At 66.3% G+C, this 17,485-nt stretch carries 15 protein-coding genes; 10 read left to right on the top strand and 5 right to left on the bottom strand.

Annotated elements, in window-relative coordinates; translation table 11 throughout:
- Window positions 1–119: 119 nt before the first annotated feature.
- The 3 genes from ABD225_RS02950 to ABD225_RS02960 are packed head-to-tail and all read right to left on the bottom strand — an operon-like array spanning window position 120 to window position 3,948.
- On the bottom strand, window positions 120–995 hold the full coding sequence (locus ABD225_RS02950; protein ID WP_344081039.1) for an LLM class flavin-dependent oxidoreductase: 876 nt from the start codon (window positions 993–995) through the stop codon (window positions 120–122).
- A complete protein-coding gene (locus tag ABD225_RS02955; protein WP_344081041.1) occupies window positions 992–3,166 on the bottom strand; it encodes an MMPL family transporter in 2,175 nt (724 codons plus the stop codon). The genes ABD225_RS02950 and ABD225_RS02955 overlap by 4 nt, the downstream gene beginning before the upstream one ends.
- Window positions 3,163–3,948 carry an alpha/beta hydrolase gene (locus ABD225_RS02960; protein ID WP_344081043.1) on the bottom strand — a complete coding sequence of 262 codons (786 nt, stop codon included), beginning with the start codon at window positions 3,946–3,948 and terminating at the stop codon, window positions 3,163–3,165. Before ABD225_RS02960 ends, ABD225_RS02955 begins: the two co-directional genes overlap by 4 nt.
- Before the next feature lie 81 nt (window positions 3,949–4,029).
- On the opposite strand from ABD225_RS02960, the gene lipB reads away from it, so the two are divergent.
- Complete coding sequence (lipB, locus tag ABD225_RS02965) at window positions 4,030–4,659, top strand: lipoyl(octanoyl) transferase LipB (RefSeq protein WP_344081046.1); 630 nt, start codon at window positions 4,030–4,032, stop codon at window positions 4,657–4,659.
- Between the two features lie 129 nt (window positions 4,660–4,788).
- On the opposite strand, the gene ABD225_RS02970 is transcribed toward lipB, so the two are convergent.
- Entirely contained in the window at window positions 4,789–5,355 is a 567-nt protein-coding gene (locus tag ABD225_RS02970; RefSeq protein ID WP_344081048.1) for a hypothetical protein, read from the bottom strand.
- Between the two features lie 171 nt (window positions 5,356–5,526).
- Between ABD225_RS02970 and lipA the strand changes: the two genes are divergently transcribed.
- The 5 genes from lipA to ABD225_RS02995 all read left to right on the top strand — a co-directional run bounded on the left by lipA (window position 5,527) and on the right by ABD225_RS02995 (window position 10,025).
- Window positions 5,527–6,546, top strand: a complete 1,020-nt coding sequence (lipA, locus tag ABD225_RS02975) for a lipoyl synthase (protein ID WP_344081050.1) — start codon at window positions 5,527–5,529, stop codon at window positions 6,544–6,546.
- A 23-nt stretch (window positions 6,547–6,569) separates the two neighbouring features.
- A complete protein-coding gene (locus ABD225_RS02980; RefSeq protein WP_344081053.1) occupies window positions 6,570–7,292 on the top strand; it encodes a DUF4191 domain-containing protein in 723 nt (240 codons plus the stop codon).
- A gap of 619 nt (window positions 7,293–7,911) precedes the next feature.
- Window positions 7,912–9,336: a type I glutamate--ammonia ligase gene (gene glnA, locus ABD225_RS02985; protein WP_344081056.1), complete on the top strand. Its 1,425-nt coding sequence runs from the start codon at window positions 7,912–7,914 to the stop codon at window positions 9,334–9,336.
- Window positions 9,337–9,501: 165 nt separating this feature from the next.
- On the top strand, window positions 9,502–9,657 hold the full coding sequence (locus tag ABD225_RS02990) for a hypothetical protein (protein WP_344081058.1): 156 nt from the start codon (window positions 9,502–9,504) through the stop codon (window positions 9,655–9,657).
- Complete coding sequence (locus ABD225_RS02995) at window positions 9,654–10,025, top strand: DUF4192 family protein (RefSeq protein ID WP_344081061.1); 372 nt, start codon at window positions 9,654–9,656, stop codon at window positions 10,023–10,025. Before ABD225_RS02990 ends, ABD225_RS02995 begins: the two co-directional genes overlap by 4 nt.
- A gap of 60 nt (window positions 10,026–10,085) precedes the next feature.
- Here ABD225_RS02995 and ABD225_RS03000 read toward each other — a convergent pair whose 3' ends face one another.
- A complete protein-coding gene (locus ABD225_RS03000; RefSeq protein WP_344081064.1) occupies window positions 10,086–10,694 on the bottom strand; it encodes a TetR/AcrR family transcriptional regulator in 609 nt (202 codons plus the stop codon).
- A 521-nt stretch (window positions 10,695–11,215) separates the two neighbouring features.
- Here ABD225_RS03000 and ABD225_RS03005 point away from each other — a divergent pair.
- Genes ABD225_RS03005 through ABD225_RS03020 form a run of 4 tightly spaced genes read left to right on the top strand, consistent with a single transcriptional unit; the run spans window position 11,216 to window position 17,142 of the window.
- A complete protein-coding gene (locus tag ABD225_RS03005; RefSeq protein ID WP_235434057.1) occupies window positions 11,216–12,418 on the top strand; it encodes an ABC transporter substrate-binding protein in 1,203 nt (400 codons plus the stop codon).
- Complete coding sequence (locus ABD225_RS03010; RefSeq protein WP_344081073.1) at window positions 12,415–13,356, top strand: carbohydrate ABC transporter permease; 942 nt, start codon at window positions 12,415–12,417, stop codon at window positions 13,354–13,356. The genes ABD225_RS03005 and ABD225_RS03010 overlap by 4 nt, the downstream gene beginning before the upstream one ends.
- Window positions 13,353–14,237, top strand: a complete 885-nt coding sequence (locus ABD225_RS03015; RefSeq protein ID WP_425564318.1) for a carbohydrate ABC transporter permease — start codon at window positions 13,353–13,355, stop codon at window positions 14,235–14,237. Before ABD225_RS03010 ends, ABD225_RS03015 begins: the two co-directional genes overlap by 4 nt.
- Window positions 14,215–17,142 (top strand): glycoside hydrolase family 2 TIM barrel-domain containing protein, encoded by a 2,928-nt coding sequence (locus ABD225_RS03020; protein ID WP_344081075.1) that lies wholly within the window; start codon window positions 14,215–14,217, stop codon window positions 17,140–17,142. The genes ABD225_RS03015 and ABD225_RS03020 overlap by 23 nt, the downstream gene beginning before the upstream one ends.
- Window positions 17,143–17,485: the final 343 nt, after the last annotated feature.

Raw genomic sequence — 17,485 nt, forward strand, 5'->3', positions numbered from 1 at the left:
CCGAACTCGACATGCCTTCTTGGGCGGGGCAGAGTTGGCGGCGGGGGGTCTACAGCAGGCGCGCGGCGACTCGACGGGCGGGGTCTACAGCAGGCGCGCGGCGACTCGACGGGCGGGGTCTACAGCAGGCGCGCGGCGACTCGGCGGACGGTGTCGGGCGACCCGGCATACGGCGGGCTCGTCCGCGGCCAGGTGCACACGACGTCGGTGAAGCCGAGGGCCGCCGCCCGGCCGACGGCATCTTCGAAGAGGTCGACGCCGCCGAAGGGATAAGTGGGCGCGGAGTCGAGCCCGAGGATGCGACGCAGCGGGCGCGAGCGACCGGCCGACGCGCGGGTCTGGTCCATGCGCTCGGCCGCTCCCGCCACCAGTTCCCACCATGCGGCATCGGTGCTGGCCTTGCCGCCATAGGTGATCCAGCCGTCGCCCTCGCGGGCCGCCAGTGCCAGCGCTTTGGGTCCATTGGCCGCCACGAGCAGGGGTATGCCGATCCGCCCCTCCGCGTTCGGCGGACCGGGCAAGCTGTCCGCCCGCTCGAAGCGGTAGTGGGTGCCGTCGAAGCCCACGCCATCGCTCCGCAGCAACTCCCCCACGATCGCGGTGAACTCGCGGAAGCGTGCGGAGCGCTCGCCAATCGTCGCGCCCGGCCAGGCGACGCTTGCGTCGGTGTCGCCGCCCGCGCCGATACCGAGCAGGAATCGGCCCTCGCTGAGATCGTGCAGGCTTAAGGCCTCCCGGACCAGTTGTGCCGGATGGTGGGTGTTCGGCGAGGACACGAAGGTGCCCAGGCCGATGCGCGAGGTCACGCCCGCCGCTGCGGCCAGTGTCGGGAAGGCGGCAAACCAGGCGTGGTCGGGCAGGCCCGACCAGGTCAGGTGGTCGTAGGTCCACGCATGACCGAAGCCGAGATCCTCAGCGGCACGCCAAGTGTCCACAACCTCCGACCACGGCGCATCCGGCAGGATGCAGACCCCGATCCCGATCCGATCACTCACTCCGGCTCCGATTCACGAGCCAACCGCGAGGGCCACCAGATCCGCGAGCCCACGTCATACGACAACGCAGGCACCAGCAGCGACCGGACGATCAAGGTGTCGAGCAGGACCCCGAAGGCGACGATGAAGCCGATCTGCACCAGGAAGATCAGCGGCAGCACGGCGAGCGAGGAGAAGGTCGCGGCGAGCACGATCCCGGCCGAGGTGATGACCCCGCCGGTGACGGCGAGCCCGACGAGGATCCCCCGTCGGGTGCCGCGGCGGACGGATTCTTCGCGCACCCGGGTCATCAGGAAGATCGAATAGTCGATGCCGAGCGCGACGAGGAAGACAAAGCCGTACAGCGGAGTCGCTGGATCGGAGTTCGGGAAGTCGAAGAGGTGATTGAAGACCAGGGCCGCCACCCCGATCGTTGTGGCGAACGAGATGACGTTCGCGATCACCAGCAGCAAGGGCGCCACGATCGCCCGCAGCAGCAAGGCCAAGACGAGGAAGATCACGATCAGGATCGCGGGGATGATGACCTTGAGGTCCCGTTCGGTGGCGTTAAGCACATCGAGGCTGACCGCGGTGTTGCCGCCGACGATCGCCTCCGGGCTGACGGCGTCGAGGTCGCTGCGCAGCCGTTCGACGATCTTGGTCGCCTGCGGCGAGTCCGAGGCGACGGTGAGCGTCGCCTGCACCAGCACCTGACCGTCGACCGGCACCACCGGGGTGCCGGGCGCCAGCCCGATCATCGGTTCGGCGAGCCCCTCTTCGGTCCGCAGCCGCTCGACCACCGCATCGGCCTTGCCCTGCGGGACGACGACCTGCACCGGTGCCCCCGATCCAGCCGGGAAGTGTCGGGCCAGGGCCGCATTGCCGGCGACAGACGGGGTATCGGTCAGGAAGAGCTCATCCGCGGACACGCCGTCGGCCTTGAAGGTCGGCAGGAAGGCAGCAAATGCCAACAGACCAGCCAAGGTGAGAACCCAGGTCCGGCGCGGATGCTCACCGACCATCCGGGCCACCCGCCCCCAGATGCCGCGACGGTCGATCGCGTCTTCGAGGTGGGCGTGGTCGAGTTTCGGGACGGCCGGCCAAAAGACTCGGCGACCGATGAGCAGGAGGATCGCCGGCAGGAAGGTCAGGGTCGCCAGCATGGCGCCGGCGATGCCTAGGGCTCCGACCGGGCCGAGGCCGGCCGTGCTGCCGAGATCGGAGAGCATTAGGCAGAGCAAACCGAGGATGACTGTTGCCCCGCTGGCGAGGATCGGTTCGACGGCACCGCGCCATGCCGATCGCAACGCGACCCACGCCGAATCCGTGTCGTGCAGCGCCTCGCGATATCGGCTGACCAGCAGCAGGGCATAGTCGGTTGCCGCGCCGACCACGAGGATGAACATGATCCCCTGCGACTGGCCGGACAGATCGATCGCGCCTGCCTTGGCCAGTGGGAAGACCGCAAGAGCGGCGACCGACAAGCCAAAGAGTGCGCTGAGCAGCACAGCAAAAGGCAGGATCGGACTGCGATAGACGATCAACAAAATGACCAGGACGACCACGAGCGCGACGCCGAGCAGGACCCCGTCGATGCCCTCGAACGCGGTCACGAAGTCCGCGAGAAGCCCGCCCGGGCCGGCGAGATATCCGGTCATACCCGATGCGGCGAGTCGCTCCTCCAGAACCGAGCGGATCTCCAGGGCCGCTTCATACATCGGCGTCGTCCCGGCGATCGTGTCGTCGGCCTTGGCGCTGTCGAGATTGAGGATGATGAGGGCGGCCTTGCCGTCAGCGCTCGGAATCGGCCCGGCACCAGGGCTTCCGACAAACTCCCCAATCGTGCGGCCCGCACCCAGGGCGGCCAGCGGCAGGCTCGGCAACTCCTCCTTCAGCTGGGCCGCGACGCCAAGCTGCGCCTCGGAGAGCTTCTGAGGCGCCTCGAGGACGATCAGATAGGGCAAGTCATTGGTGTCGCTGGCTTTCGCCAGGAAGTTCGCGACCTTGGTCGACTCAGCATTGGCCGGCACGAAGGAGGCATTGTCGTTCTTCTGGACCTCAGCCAACCGTCCGACGAGCGGACCACCGACGCCGGCTAGCACGAGCCAGACCAGCGCCACGAGCGCGGCTAGCCATCGGGGCCGGGCACTGCGTCGAGGCGTGGGTGGGGCCTCGGGTGCGGGGCTGCTCATACGGAATCCCTTTCCATCGAGGCAACGAAAAAGTCCAGGACGTCCGGCAACTGGTCGTCCCACAACTGCCAGGCATGGTCGCCGGCCCGGAAATCGGCGGTCACCGTCGCTCCGGCGGCGCGCGCCTGCTCAACGAACGTCCGATTGCTCTCGATCAGCAGATCCTCGGTGCCGCAACCGATCCACAAAGGAGGCAGTGTCGCCGGGTCGGCCGCGGCCAGCAGCTGCACGGGATCCTCGTCGGGTACCACGGCGCCGTCGAAGACCCGCCGAACAATCTCCGCACGTTCTGGGCGGGCCAGCAGGGTGCGGATGTCGGCCACCCCGGACAGCGAGGCCGCCGCGGCATACCTTCTCGGGTGCGTCAGCGCCAGCCGCAGGGTGCCATAACCACCCATCGACAGGCCGGCCACAAAGGTGCGCGCGGGATCATCACTGACCCGGAAAAAGGTCTGTACCAGCCGCGGGAGCTCTTCGCTGACAAAGGTCCAGTAGGGATGCCCGAGACGCTCGTCGGCATAGAAACTGCGCCCGACGGCCGGCATCACGACCGCGATGCCGCGCTCCGCGGCATACCTCTCGATGCTGGTGTAACGCATCCACGCCGAGTGATCGTCGGACAGGCCGTGCAAGAGATAGAGGAGAGGCGGGTCGCCGGCCGGCGCCGCAGAATCGAGGCTATCCACGCCAATCTGCTCGCGCGTCGCCTGGGGCAACACGACATTGAGCGTGATGCCGACTTCGAGTACATCAGAGAAGCAGTTGAGAGTCGCGAAGGCCACGCCATATCCCCCTGCCGGGCTTGCGGAATCGGTGGGGCAACCCTAACCGGCGCCTCCGGCGAGACGGCATACGGTGGCTTCATGCGCTTCGAGCATCTCGGGTTCGACCCGGACTTCGTCGACTACGAGAAGGCCTGGGCTCACCAACGAGAGGTCCATGCCCAGGTCGTCGCCGGCAGACTCCCCGACACCACGCTGCTGCTGGAGCACGCCGCCGTCTACACCGCGGGTAAGCGCACCCTCCCCCTAGAGCGGCCGGTGGACGGCACTCCGGTCATCGACGTCGATCGCGGCGGCAAGATCACCTGGCACGGGCCGGGGCAGCTCGTCGGCTATCCGATCCTCACCCTGCCCACGCCGGTCGACGTCGTCGCCCACGTTCGGCGGCTGGAGGAGGCGATGATCGGCATGTGCGCCGAGTTCGATGTCGCCGTCACCCGGGTCGAGGGGCGCAGCGGGGTATGGCGTCTCGCCGACGACCGCGGGCCCGACCGCAAACTCGGCGCGATCGGGGTGCGGGTGAGCCAGAACGTCACCATGCACGGCTTCGCGTTGAACGCCGACCCGGACCTGTCATGGGCGCAGGTGATCATCCCGTGCGGCATCGCCGATGCCGGCGTCTCCTCCCTCAGCCAGGAGGCCGGGCGCCGGATCGCCGTCGCCGACCTGCTGCCGTATGCCGAGAAGCACCTGAGCGCCGTCCTGGGCTGAGTTTCGTGGTTGCGCCCTCTGGAAAGCCGTCGAGGTCGTCAGGTTCGGCGCCGGATCGTCACGTCAAACTGACGATCCGGGCCGAACCTGACGACCTCGCGGCGCCTTATCGCGGGCGCCCGTGGCGGGTCAGGCGCTCGTCGTTGCGGAGCTTGTGGCCGTGTTGGGGTCGAGGGTGCCGCCCGTGGGCGCGCCCGGCCCAGCCGGACCGCCCTGGCCCACTTGGCCGGGTGCCTGGCCGTCCTGGTGTCCACCCGGACCGCCCATCGGGCCGCCGGTGTTCTCGGTGACGGTGCTCAGATCGGCGCTGACCTCGTAGAAGACGGGCGCGCCATCCGTGGTGCCGAGCGCGTCATACGACCCGTCGGGATCCTTGCGCACCTCGGTGATCGAGGCGGTTGCGTCCTTGGCCTTGACGGCTGCGATGACCTTGTCGGCTTCATCGCCGGTCACCGGGGTGTCCTGTGAGCCACCCATCGGGCCACCCTGACCCTGCTGCCCGGACTGACCGACGGCGCGACCTTGGGTCTGCGTCGAACTGCCCTGCTGCACGGTGGGCGCCGTCGCAGACGACGACGTGGCGGTGGCGGCTGGCGAATTCTCGGCGGCATTCGCCGACAGAACGGCGCCGCCCGCGAGGACGAGGCCGGCGGCCGCGCCGACGGCGCTGGTGATGAGGGTGCTCTTGCGTGCCATGAGGTGTCTCCTTCTGAGTTGGCGTCCGGCGAGGATTCGCCGGTCCCATCACGATGCGGACGCGACCTGATGGCGAAGTAGGCGCGGCATATGTCTGCGTTGTCGGTTCGACATCCCCCTGGCAGGAGCCTGTGGCTGGGCGCGCCCCGCCGCCCGACGTACGCTGGGTGGGTGACGATCGCCCCCGAAGGCCGCAAGCTGCTGCGCGTCGAGGCCCGCAACGCCGAGACGCCCATCGAGCGCAAGCCGTCGTGGATCCGGACCACGGCCAAGATGGGGCCGCAGTTCACGCAGATCCACTCGATGGTCAAGTCCGAAGGCCTGCATACGGTCTGCCAAGAGGCCGGCTGCCCCAACATCTTTGAGTGCTGGGAGGACCGCGAGGCGACCTTCCTCATCGGCGGCGACACGTGCACCCGGCGCTGCGACTTCTGCGATATCGCGACCGGCAAGCCCGCGCCACTGGACCGCGACGAGCCGCGGCGGGTGGCCGAGTCCGTGGCGACCATGGGTTTGCGCTACTCCACGGTGACTGGCGTCGCCCGCGACGACCAGCCCGATGGCGCGGCCTGGCTGTATGCCGAGACCATCCGCCAGATCCACGCGCTCAACCCGAACACCGGCGTCGAGATCTTGCCGCCCGACTTCGGCGCCGTGCCCGAACTGGTCGGACAGGTCTTCGATGCGCGTCCTGAGGTCTTCGCCCACAACCTCGAGACGGTGCCTCGCATCTTCAAACGGATCCGGCCGGCCTTCACCTACGACAAATCGCTGCGGGTCCTGACGATGGCGCGCGATGCCGAATTGGTCACGAAGTCCAATCTCATCCTCGGCATGGGCGAACAGGAAGACGAGATCGCGGCGGCGATCCGTGACCTGCACGACGCCGGCTGCGACATCCTGACGATCACGCAATATCTGCGCCCCTCCCCCCTGCACCACCCGATCGACCGGTGGGTCAAGCCGGAAGAGTTCGTTCACTGGAGCTCGTATGCCGAGGGGCTCGGCTTCAAGGGCGTGATGGCCGGCCCGCTGGTCCGCTCGTCCTACCGCGCGGGGCGGCTGTGGGCGAGCGCCATGCGGCGCTGGGGCCGCGACATACCCCCGCATTTGGCGCATTTGGGCGAGCAGAGCGAGCCGGCCCGGCAGGAGGCCGCCACGCTGGTCGCGAACGGGCGCACCGGGGACTGATCGCCCCCGTATCCTTGGGGGCTATGGCCACGAAGGACGCCGCGGCAGCCAAGCCGAAGCGCAGCAACCCGTTCAAGCAGATCAAGACCGTCTTCACCGCGGTCCGGGCCATGGACCCGAGCATCACGTGGTGGTTGCTCGGCGTCTTCTTCGGGGTGCTCGCGCTCTTCGTGATCATCGGCTTCGTGATCGACCACCCGATCTATATGGCCTTCGTCGGCGCCCCGTTCGCGCTGCTCGCCACCATGATCACGCTCTCGAGGCGGGGCGAGCGAGCGGCCTTCGGGTCGATGGCGGGCAAGGCCGGCCAGACCGTCGGCGCCCTGTCGATGCTGCGCCGTGGCTGGTATTACGACCAGGAGCCGGTCTCGGCCGATGTCGCCCGGCCGCAGGAAATCGCCAATGCTGCCATGGTTTTTCGCGCACTCGGGCGACCCGGCGTGGTCCTGATCGGTGAGGGCCCGCTGCCGCGCGCCAAGAAGCTGATGGAAAAGGAAGTCAAGAAGGTCGCCCGCGTCGCCCCCGGCGTCCCGATCCACCAGCTGTATGTCGGCGACGGCGCCGAGCAGATCGAAGCCCGCAAGCTGCCCCGCCACCTGAGCCGCCTCAAGGGCAGCCTGACCAAGGACGAGATGTCCGCCGTCAACAAGCGCCTGAAGTCCATCCCCGGCATCCGTCAAGGCGTCCCCGCCGGCATCGACCCCAACCGGGTCCGCATGGACCGCCGCCAACTCCGCGGCCGGTAATTACTCTGGGTCCGGCTCCTCCTCGCCTCGCCGGGTCAGCTCGTCCCTCGCCACCCCGACTCACCGCATCGTCGACCGAACCGAACTCTGGGTCCGGCACCTCCTCGGCTCGCCGGGTCAGCTCGTCCCTCGCCACCCCGACTCACCGCATCGTCGACCGAACCGAACTCTGGGTTCAGCTCCTCCTCGCCTCGCCGGGTCAGCTCGTCCCTCGCCACCCCGACTCACCGCATCGTCGACCGAACCGAACTCTGGGTTCAGCTCCTCCTCGCCTCGCCGGGTCAGCTCGTCCCTCGCCACGAGCGGAGCGGGTCTTCTGCGTGGGAGCGGGGATATAGGGCCGCTCGCGTTCACAAGACCCGCTCGGCTCGGCGAGAACCCCGCTCGCGTGCAACAACCCCGCTCGGCATACGGGGCGGCCGAGGTAAGAGATCCCGGAGGTGCGCGGCCTCAGCCGGCGCCCGGCATACGAGCGCCCCGTATCGACAGATGAGACGGGGGCGGGCGTAACACGCCGGAAACACGCGGGTGAAATTCGGTTAATCGGGCCGTCCTAGGGTGCTCCCGACGCACGGGCGCGGCGACACGCGCCCATCCACCCTCATCAGGAGGTTCCCCCTTGTTCAGCTCTGCTGACGACGTTCTTGCCTACATCAAGGATGAGGACGTCAAGTTCGTCGACATCCGCTTCTGCGACCTGCCCGGCATCATGCAGCACTTCAATGTGCCGGCCGAGTCCCTGGACGAGGACTTCTTCACGGTCGGTCAGGCCTTCGACGGCTCCTCGATCCGCGGCTTCCAGGCGATCCACGAGTCGGACATGAAGCTGCTGCCGGACGTGGCCACGGCCTATATCGACCCCTTCCGCGTCGAGAAGACGCTCATCATGAACTTCTCGATCGTCGACCCGTTCACCGACGAGCCTTACAGCCGGGACCCGCGCAATATCGCGGCGAAGGCCGAGGCCTATCTGAAGTCGACCGGGATCGCCGACACGGCATACTTCGGCGCCGAGGCGGAGTTCTTCCTCTTCGACGACGTGCGCTTCAAGACCTCGGCCAATGAGTCGTTCTATTACCTCGACTCCAAGGCCGCCGTGTGGAACACCGGCAAGGTCGAGGAGGGCGGCAACCTCGGCTACAAGCCGCGCATGAAGGGTGGCTACTTCCCAGTGTCGCCTGTCGACCACTTCGCCGACATCCGCGACGAGATCTGCCTGCTCATGAAGGACGTCGGGCTCGTCGTCGAACGCAGCCACCACGAGGTCGCCTCCGGTGGCCAGCAGGAGATCAACTACCGCTTCAACACCCTGCTGCACTCCGGCGACGACATGATGAAGTTCAAGTACGTCGTCAAGAACGCCGCGTGGCGCAACAACAAGGCTGCGACCTTCATGCCGAAGCCGATCTTCGGCGACAACGGCTCGGGCATGCACACCCACCAGTCGTTGTGGAAGAACGGCGAGCCGCTCTTCTATGACGAGAAGGGCTATGGCGGTCTGTCCGACCTCGCTCGCTGGTACATCGGCGGCCTGCTCAAGCACGCGCCCGCGCTGCTCGCGTTCACCAACCCGACCGTCAACTCCTACCACCGTCTGGTGCCGGGCTATGAAGCGCCGGTCAACCTGGTCTACTCCGCCCGCAACCGCTCGGCGTGCATCCGCATCCCCATTGCCGGCGCCTCCCCGAAGGCCAAGCGCATCGAGTTCCGGATCCCGGACCCGTCGTGTAACCCCTACCTCGCCTTCGCGGCCCAGTTGATGGCGGGACTCGACGGCATCAAGAACCGCATCGAGCCGCCGGAGCCGGTGGACAAGGACCTCTACGAGCTGCCCCCGGAGGAGCACGCGGAGATCAAGCAGGTCCCCGGCTCGCTGCCCGAGGTGCTGGACGCGCTGGAGGAGGACTACGAGTTCCTGCTTGAAGGGGACGTCTTCACCCAGGACGTGATCGAGACCTGGATCGAGTACAAGCGCAAGAACGAGGTGGACCCGATCCGCTTCCGCCCGCACCCGCACGAATTCGAGATGTACTTCGACATCTGATCCGGGGGTTTTCACCCTCTGTCAGTAGTTGCCGAAAACGGCGGCTGACCTGCGGAAACGTCTTTCGACGTCTTCCAGCGTCAGCCGCCGTTTTTCGTTGGTGTGTCACCAGTGTGTCAACGGAACCGGCCGACGTCGCCGGATCAAGGAGCTCACCTAGGAGGTATGAGACTCCCCATTCACTCCCCCGACTCGACTCGACACATCGACATCGACACCGCGCTCATGGTGTGGGCGAACGACTCCGACTGGCACGACTACTACCTGGGTGCGTCCGGCCCTCAGCCCAAGCGGCACGCGAATACGTCGCTGCCGAGATGACCCTGACCGGCCGCCCGCGGCCCGCCGCCAGCCGCGAGGCGTTGGCGTCATCGCTGGTCGGTGACCGGGAGCCCGTCGCGGAGCTGTTACCCGAGGTTCGGGAAGCCGCCGAGACAAGGACGCCACGCGCCGAGGCCAAGTGGGCCGTTGGGCGGCTCCAGAAGTTCCACGCCGACGCTCGGCCGTTGTCTGATCGCGACGCAGCTCGCCTGCTCGTCGCCGTCGAAACGATCCCGATTCGTGACCGACTGTGGGACGACATGACCACCAGCAACGCGGACTCGCACGTCGCGCTGTGGACCAACCTGACCCGGAGGGCTCCCGACGAGGTGCGCCTGCCACCCTGCCCATCGGTGGATCGAGGCTAAGAGTCGGGAGACCTTCCCATCGCATGGAGCAGGCTGGTCATGTTGTGGGCACAAGACCCGTCACCCCTGATAGCTGACAGTTCCTTCCGCAGGGTGGGTGATGAGTTCAAGGAAAGCCTTCAGGTAGGCGACGACGTCGATCTCGTCGGGCTGCAGTAGCCACTGCAGCTGGATCCCGTCCCACAACGCGGTGATACAGCCTGCCGCGAGCCGGGGATCGACGCCTGATCGCAGGCGTCCTGCGTCTCGGAGCTTCTCGAACTCCTCCTGGAATCCCCGCCGGACCGTGGTGAATCGCTCAGTGAAGTAGTCGCGTCCCGGATGACCGTCTGTGATGGAGTCTGCCGACAGCACCGTGTACAGCGCGATCAACTCGGGGATGGTCTGGTTCCACCGCGCTTGGGAAAGCACATCGGCGATGAGGTCGCCGGTGCCGGTGCGCTGCCCGGGGCTGTCGGCGTCCCGTCTTTCAAGGAGTGCCAGCAGCAGGTCTTCCTTGCTGTTGAAGTGGTGCATGAGAGTGGAAAGCTGAATGTTCGCGACCCTGGCCACCTCCCGCATCGAGCCGGCTTGATAGCCGCGCGACGCGAACACTTGGAGGGCAGCGTCAAGAATTTGCTGACGGCGCTCAGCCGTCTTGGCGTAAGGCCCCCGCCGTACCTCTGACATTTCGATTCCGTTCTGCGCGTCAAATTAGGTCATCTGCACGGTTTATGGTACTGTGCGTGTGCTGCGATGTCCCAATGGTGAGGCAACGGGCTCGATGCTCGCGGTCCGCACCCGACTTGGAGGTGTTGTGCCGTGTCGTCTCGACCGAACAGTCTCGATCCTGGATCACCCGTGGGCCCCACGTTCCTGACCCACTGCCCCCCCGTTGGCACGACAGCGGTGAGCGCCGATCGTGTGCTCCGGCCGATCGCCCGACATTCACGGACTGACTCACAGCGGCCCCTTCCTCACGCATTGGGCGACGCGGACTCGATGCGCGAAGCCAATGATTCGTCAAACCCTCACCAGTCAGGGCGACCCACGTGAAGAGCGAACGGGGGAACAGAATTGTTGGCACCGGGATTCGACCTGGGCGCCTGAGAGCAGTTGGCACCGCGCTCGTCCTATCCTTGGCAGTAGCCGGGTGCAGCGGAGCGGGCCCTCAAGCGGCTTCGACGGCGTGCGAACCCTCCACGGGGGCCGTGAAACTGTCATTCTGGTCCTGGGTTCCAGGCATCGATGACGCCGTCGACCTCTGGAACGCGCAGCACCCGAAGGTCCAGGTTGAGCTGAATACCGTGCCCGGCGGCAACCAGGGCACATACCAGAACCTGTCGAACGCACTGAAGGCCGGGAACGAACCCGACTTGGCCCAGATTGAGTACGACACCCTGCCCAGTTTCCGCTTGCAACAGGGGCTGCGCGACATCTCGCACTGCCTGAAGACGGACACCGGCGACCAGTTCTTCGACTTCGCCTGGAAGCAGGTGACCTTCGGAAACACAGGCGTCTACGCCATCCCCCAGGACACCGGTCCGATGGCGATGTTCTACCGCAAGGATCTGTTCGAGAAGTACGGCGTCGAAGTACCCAAGACCTGGGCGCAGTTCGCAGCCGTCGCCGAGGCAGTACACAAACAGGATCCCACGGTCCAGATCACCCATTTTCCGCAGCGCGACACCGGCTGGTTCGCTGGCCTAGCATCCCAGAACGGCGCGCGGTGGGCACAAATCGACGGAGACAAGTGGCTAGTCAACATCGATGACGCGCCGACGGAGGAGGTCGCGAAATACTGGCAGAACCTGATCGATCGCGGCCTGGTGGCCAACATGCAGGGCTTCTCCCAGCAGTGGAACAAGGCACTCGCCGACGGCAAGTTGCTCACGTGGGTCAGCGCGGTCTGGGGGAATGCCACCCTGGCCAGCAACGTCCCCACGACCTCAGGCAAGTGGGCGCTGGCGCCGATGCCGACCTGGAAGGACGGCGAGCACACGGCAGCCAACTGGGGAGGCTCAAGCACGGCAGTTCTGCGTGGCAGCGACCACCCATACGAGGCGGCCCAATTTGCCCTCTGGCTGAACACCGACCCCGATTCGCTGAAATTGCTCAACCAGAACGGCGGGCTATACCCAGCGACCAGGGCCGGGCTCGACCTGCCGTTCCTGAAACAGCCTTCGCAGTTCTACGGAGGTCAGCACATCTTCGATGTCTTCGCACAAGCCGCCGATAACGTTGACCCCGATTTCATCTGGAGTCCGACGATGACCCAGACCTACGCGTCGCTCGCCGACGGTTTCGGCGCTGCTCTCGGCGGGGACTCCACCCTGTCTGAGGCCCTGGTTGGGGCGCAGGAGGACACCATCACAGCGATGCGCCTACAAGCACTGGAGGTGGAGCCCAAATGAGCCTCGACACGACCGAGAGCGGCAGCAACCACGCCAGCGGCCCGTCCGGTCGCCCTGCCCGCAGTGAAAACCCTTCTAGGAGGGCCGAGCGGCGAGCGATCGTCGGGCTCCTCTCTCCGTTCGCAATCCTCTTCCTGCTGTTCTACATCGTGCCGATCTGCTACGCGTTCGTGCGCAGCTTCTTCGTGACCACGCGTAAGGGTGCGTTCGGTCCCGCCGAAGACGCATGGGGTGGACTGTCGAACTATGGTCAGGCACTCCAGGACCCCGCCTTGATCGCGAGCGTGGGGCGAGTGCTGCTGTTCGGGTTCATCCAGGTGCCGGCGATGCTGGTCATTGCGCTGACCTTCGCCCTCCTGCTCGACTCTAGAACCGCACGCTTCAAGCGCTTCTTCCGACTCACCTACTTCGTCCCGTACGCCGTCCCAGTAGTGATCGGTGCCATCGTGTGGGGCTTCCTGTTCACACCTGGCCTCGGCCCGGTCGCCGACCTGATTCCCATCGACTTCCTCGGGAACACATGGGTGCTGTGGTCCATCGCTATCATCGTGACCTGGACGTACGCCGGATACAACATGCTGATCATGTATTCCAACCTCCAAGCGATCGACCAGGACATCTACGAAGCCGCACGCATCGACGGCGCCAACGCGTGGCAGACCGCCCTGCGGATCAAGATCCCGCTGATCCGCGACTCGGTCATCCTGACCGGGGTCTTCTCCATCATCGGAACCTTGCAGCTGTTCGCGGAACCGCAGGTGCTGCGCAGCATCTCGACGAGCATCTCCAGCACCTACACACCTAACCTCCTGGCCTTCACGGCCGCGTCGGGCAACGCCTACAACTACGCCGCGGCCGTGTCGTTCTTGCTCGCCATGGCCACGGCTGTGCTGTCGTTCGTCTTCCTCAGGCTCACCCAACGATGGGAGAACTCATGAGCACCTCCGTGGGGAGCGCCCCCCAGCCGACGCAGAAGTGGAAACGAGGCCCGCTCGAATCGGTGCTGCCGGTCGCGGTCATGTTCACGGCCATGGCGTGTTTCATGCTGCCCCTCTGGTACCTCTTCGTCGCCTCATCCAAGAACCGCGGCGACCTGACAACCACTCCCGGTCTGTGGTTCTCCCACTTCCAGCTCGGTACGAATGTCTCAGACACCGTGAACCGCGACGGCGGCATCTTCTGGAGGTGGCTGCTCAACAGCGTGCTGTACGCCGGGGTGGGCGCCGCCATCGGGACGGTCATCGCCGCAATGGCCGGCTATGCACTGGCCAAATATGAGTTCCGTGGCCGTGAGGCCACCTTCAACACAATCCTCGCCGGAGTGCTGGTGCCGGCAACCGCCCTTGCCCTGCCGCTGTTCTTGATCTTCGCGGCGGTCGGGCTGACGAATACCTACTGGTCGGTGCTGCTGCCCAGCCTCGTGAGCCCGTTCGGCGTCTACCTGTCCCGGATCTACGCATCGGCCTCCGTGCCCGATGCCCTGATCGAGGCCGCGCGCCTGGACGGTGTGGGCGAGTTCCGGATCTTCCTCATGATGGCGACTGCGCTGATGAGGCCGGCGCTGGTGACGATCTTCCTGTTCCAGTTCGTCGTCATCTGGAACAACTTCTTCCTGCCGCTCATCATGCTGGTCGACCGAAAGCTGTTCCCGATGACGCTGGGCCTGTATTCCTGGAATTCTCAGACCCAGCAGGACCCCACGCTCGCAACAGCAGTGCTCACCGGGGCACTGCTGTCGGTCGTGCCCATCATCGCCGCCTTCTTGATGCTGCAGCGATACTGGCGAGGCGGACTGGGTGCTGGTGGCGTCAAGGGATGATCCGCACCGGCAAACCTGGCCTCTCGAAACCCGCGACGGCGTAGTGGAACCGAACCGAGGCACGCGTGATCCTCGCGCCTGGTTCGCCTCCGACGCACCACAGCTGTCGTTGGCCGGTCAGTGGGCATTCCGGTTTTCGGAGCGGATCGGCTCCTCCCTGGACTTTGTGGCCCCGACGTACGACGACACCCGCTGGGACCGGTTACCGGTGCCATCACACTGGCAACTCCACGGCTACGGCGCCCCGGCTTACACCAATGTGAGGTATCCGTTCCCCGTCGAGCCACCCCACGTGCCGGATGAGAACCCGACCGGCGACTACCGGCGCACCTTCGCTGTCCCAGACGAGTGGGCCGGTCTCGACGCGATACTGAGATTCGGCGGGGTCGACTCCTGCCTGCGGGCCTGGCTCAACGGCGAGGAAATCGGCTCCGCCCAGGGCAGTCGACTCCCGAGCGAGTTCGACGTGGGCGCACTGCTACGACCCGGTGCCGAGAACGTGCTCGCCGTACGCGTGCACCAATGGTCCGCCGGCTCGTATCTAGAAGATCAGGACATGTGGTGGCTCTCGGGTATCTTCCGCGACGTCGCGTTGCTGGCCAGGCCGACAGCCTCACTGGATGACTTCTTCGTGCATACCGGGTACGACCACGTCACTGGGCAGGGTTCGTTGCGTATCGAGGCCAGCGCGCCCGCCAGGCTGGTCGTCCCCGAACTGGCACTCGATATCGCGACCGGTGACACGGCGCGCATCGACCGGGTTGAGCCGTGGAGCGCCGAGGTGCCGCGGCTCTACCACGGGACGCTGGCGACCCATGGCGAACGGGTGCCAGTCCGAATCGGATTCCGCACCGTGGTGGTCGAAAACGGGCTGCTGAAGGTCAACGGAAGCCCAATCCTGCTACGCGGGGTCAACCGGCACGAATTCGATACCGACCACGGCAGAACGGTCTCCGAGAAGCTAATGCGCCGCGACGTGACAATGATGAAAGCGCACAATCTGAACGCGGTGCGCACCAGTCACTACCCGCCGCACCCGCATTTCCTAGACCTGTGCGACGAACTCGGCCTCTACGTTATCGACGAGTGTGACCTGGAGACCCACGGATTCGAACGGGTCGGGTGGCGGGGCAACCCCGCCGACGACCCGCGATGGGAAGACGCGCTCGTGGACCGGATGCGCCGGATGGTCGAGCGCGACAAGAACCATCCCAGCATCATCATGTGGTCGCTGGGCAACGAGAGCGGCAGCGGACGGAACCTGGCAGCGATGGCTCAGTGGACCCGGCTTCGCGATCCATCCCGGCCGCTGCATTACGAGGGCGATCAGACCTGCGCCAATGTCGACGTCTACAGCCGCATGTACGCCGACCACGCGGAGGTCGAAGCGATCGGTCAAGGCACCGAAGAGCCTCTGAGCGATCCGGCACTTGACGCACGCCGCCGTACCCTGCCGTTCATCTTGTGCGAGTACGGCCACGCCATGGGAAACGGGCCGGGCGGCTTCTCGGAGTATCAGGAACTGTTCGAGCGCTACCCCCGCTGCCAGGGCGGCTTCGTGTGGGAATGGATCGACCACGGCCTGCGTCAGTACACCCCGGAAGGTAGGCCGTTCTTCGCTTACGGAGGGGACTTCGGCGAACCGGTCCACGACGGCAACTTCGTCGCCGACGGATTGATCTTCCCCGATCGCACCGCGTCGCCAGCGCTGCTCGAACTCAAGAAGGTCATCGAGCCGGTCCGCATTCGCGCAGACGCTTCAACAGGCACGCTGCTGATCGGGAATCGCTACGATTTCCGCACCCTGTCGCACCTGGCTTTCAACTGGACGCTGGAGACGGAGGGCGTTCCGCTGGCTGCTGGGCACCTCGACGTCCCGACGGTCCGTCCCGGCCGAGAGGTCGAACTCCCATTCCCGCAGTTGCCGTCAAGGACCGGCGAATCGTGGCTGACCGTACAGGCCGTGCTCGCGGCTGATACCGACTGGGCGCCCGCCGGCCACGAGGTGGCCTGGGGTCAGATCCCGGTGTCGCCCGGCCAGCCGCTCCCGCCGCCTCGCCGCCACGCATCGCCCGTGGTCGACGAGAACGGACTCAGGCTGGGCCCGGGCGCGTTCGACCCGATCAGTGGCCGGCTGCGTGCGCTGGGCTCCCTAGAGGTGGAGGGACCGAGGTTGGACGTCTGGCGCGCACCAACCGATAACGACCGCGGGGCTCCTGAGGATGGCGGCGGCCTGGCAGCGCAATGGCGCGACCTCGGACTGCACAGGATGCGTCATCGAGTGATCGAGGTCCTGACCGAGAATGATGCAGTGGTAGTCCACGCACGAGAGGCCCCGGCGGGAACCGATGTCGGGCTGCGGACGACCTACACCTGGACCGTTGCCGACCAGATGCTGGTCCTGTCGCTCGTCGTCATGCCAGAGGGCACCTGGCCCGTCCCACTGCCAAGACTCGGTCTCCGCCTTGCGGTGCCCGCCAGGCTTGGGAAGATCGAATGGTTCGGTCGCGGTCCCGGCGAAGCCTACCCAGACACCCGGCAGGCCGCGCGGGTCGGCCGGTTCACCAGCACCGTCGAGGACCTCCAGACCCCCTACGTCATGCCACAGGAGAACGGCAACCGAACCGAGGTCCGCTGGGCGGCCCTCACCGACAAGCACGGACACGGACTGAGGATCAATGGCCTCGCGTGCTTCGACTTCACCGCCCGGCGCTGGACCAGCGAGACCCTCGAGACCGCCCAGCATGCCAGCGATCTCCGCCCAAGCGACCGCATCTGGGTCAACCTCGACGCCGCCCACCATGGCATCGGCTCCGCCGCCTGCGGCCCCGGCGTCCTGCCGCGGTACCGGCTGGACGCCCGACCCACGAGATTCGCTGTCGCGTTCACCGAAGTCGACCAGTAGCGGCCCGCTGCGGCCACGCAGGTCGAACGACGGTAATACCCCGTCGCTGCGACCCGGCAGGGCAGTCGTTCGCCGGAACGCGATCCGCTCACGGAGACACGAGCAGCGGGCGGGGTGCGGTCCCGGTAGACGCAAAGGCAGCAGGGGCTGGTAGCACCGTTCTGCTACAGAGCAGCTGCTGGCACGTTGTGCATCATCTGGCGCAGGGCGAGGAGTAGATCGATCTCCAACCGAGCCGACAGGTGCCGACTGTCCTCGATACCCCAGATCAGCACTGATGGCGCTCAACTGAAAGTCCCCAGACCTGCTCACTGAAAGTCCCCACCCTGCGTGGCTCCACGGA

This window comes from Nostocoides veronense, from assembly GCF_039531185.1.
Lineage (GTDB): Bacteria > Actinomycetota > Actinomycetes > Actinomycetales > Dermatophilaceae > Nostocoides_A > Nostocoides_A veronense.

Bases quoted from the DNA above. Each gene is read 5' to 3' on its own strand.
- ABD225_RS03000 (WP_344081064.1), bottom strand. From the start codon at position 10,694: ATGTCAGAGGTACGGCGGGGGCCTTACGCCAAGACGGCTGAGCGCCGT.
- ABD225_RS02970 (WP_344081048.1), bottom strand. From the start codon at position 5,355: ATGGCACGCAAGAGCACCCTCATCACCAGCGCCGTCGGCGCGGCCGCC.
- lipB (WP_344081046.1), top strand. From the start codon at position 4,030: ATGCGCTTCGAGCATCTCGGGTTCGACCCGGACTTCGTCGACTACGAG.
- ABD225_RS03010 (WP_344081073.1), top strand. From the start codon at position 12,415: ATGAGCCTCGACACGACCGAGAGCGGCAGCAACCACGCCAGCGGCCCG.
- ABD225_RS03015 (WP_425564318.1), top strand. From the start codon at position 13,353: ATGAGCACCTCCGTGGGGAGCGCCCCCCAGCCGACGCAGAAGTGGAAA.
- ABD225_RS02955 (WP_344081041.1), bottom strand. From the start codon at position 3,166: ATGAGCAGCCCCGCACCCGAGGCCCCACCCACGCCTCGACGCAGTGCC.
- ABD225_RS02980 (WP_344081053.1), top strand. From the start codon at position 6,570: ATGGCCACGAAGGACGCCGCGGCAGCCAAGCCGAAGCGCAGCAACCCG.
- ABD225_RS02995 (WP_344081061.1), top strand. From the start codon at position 9,654: ATGACCCTGACCGGCCGCCCGCGGCCCGCCGCCAGCCGCGAGGCGTTG.
- ABD225_RS02990 (WP_344081058.1), top strand. From the start codon at position 9,502: ATGAGACTCCCCATTCACTCCCCCGACTCGACTCGACACATCGACATC.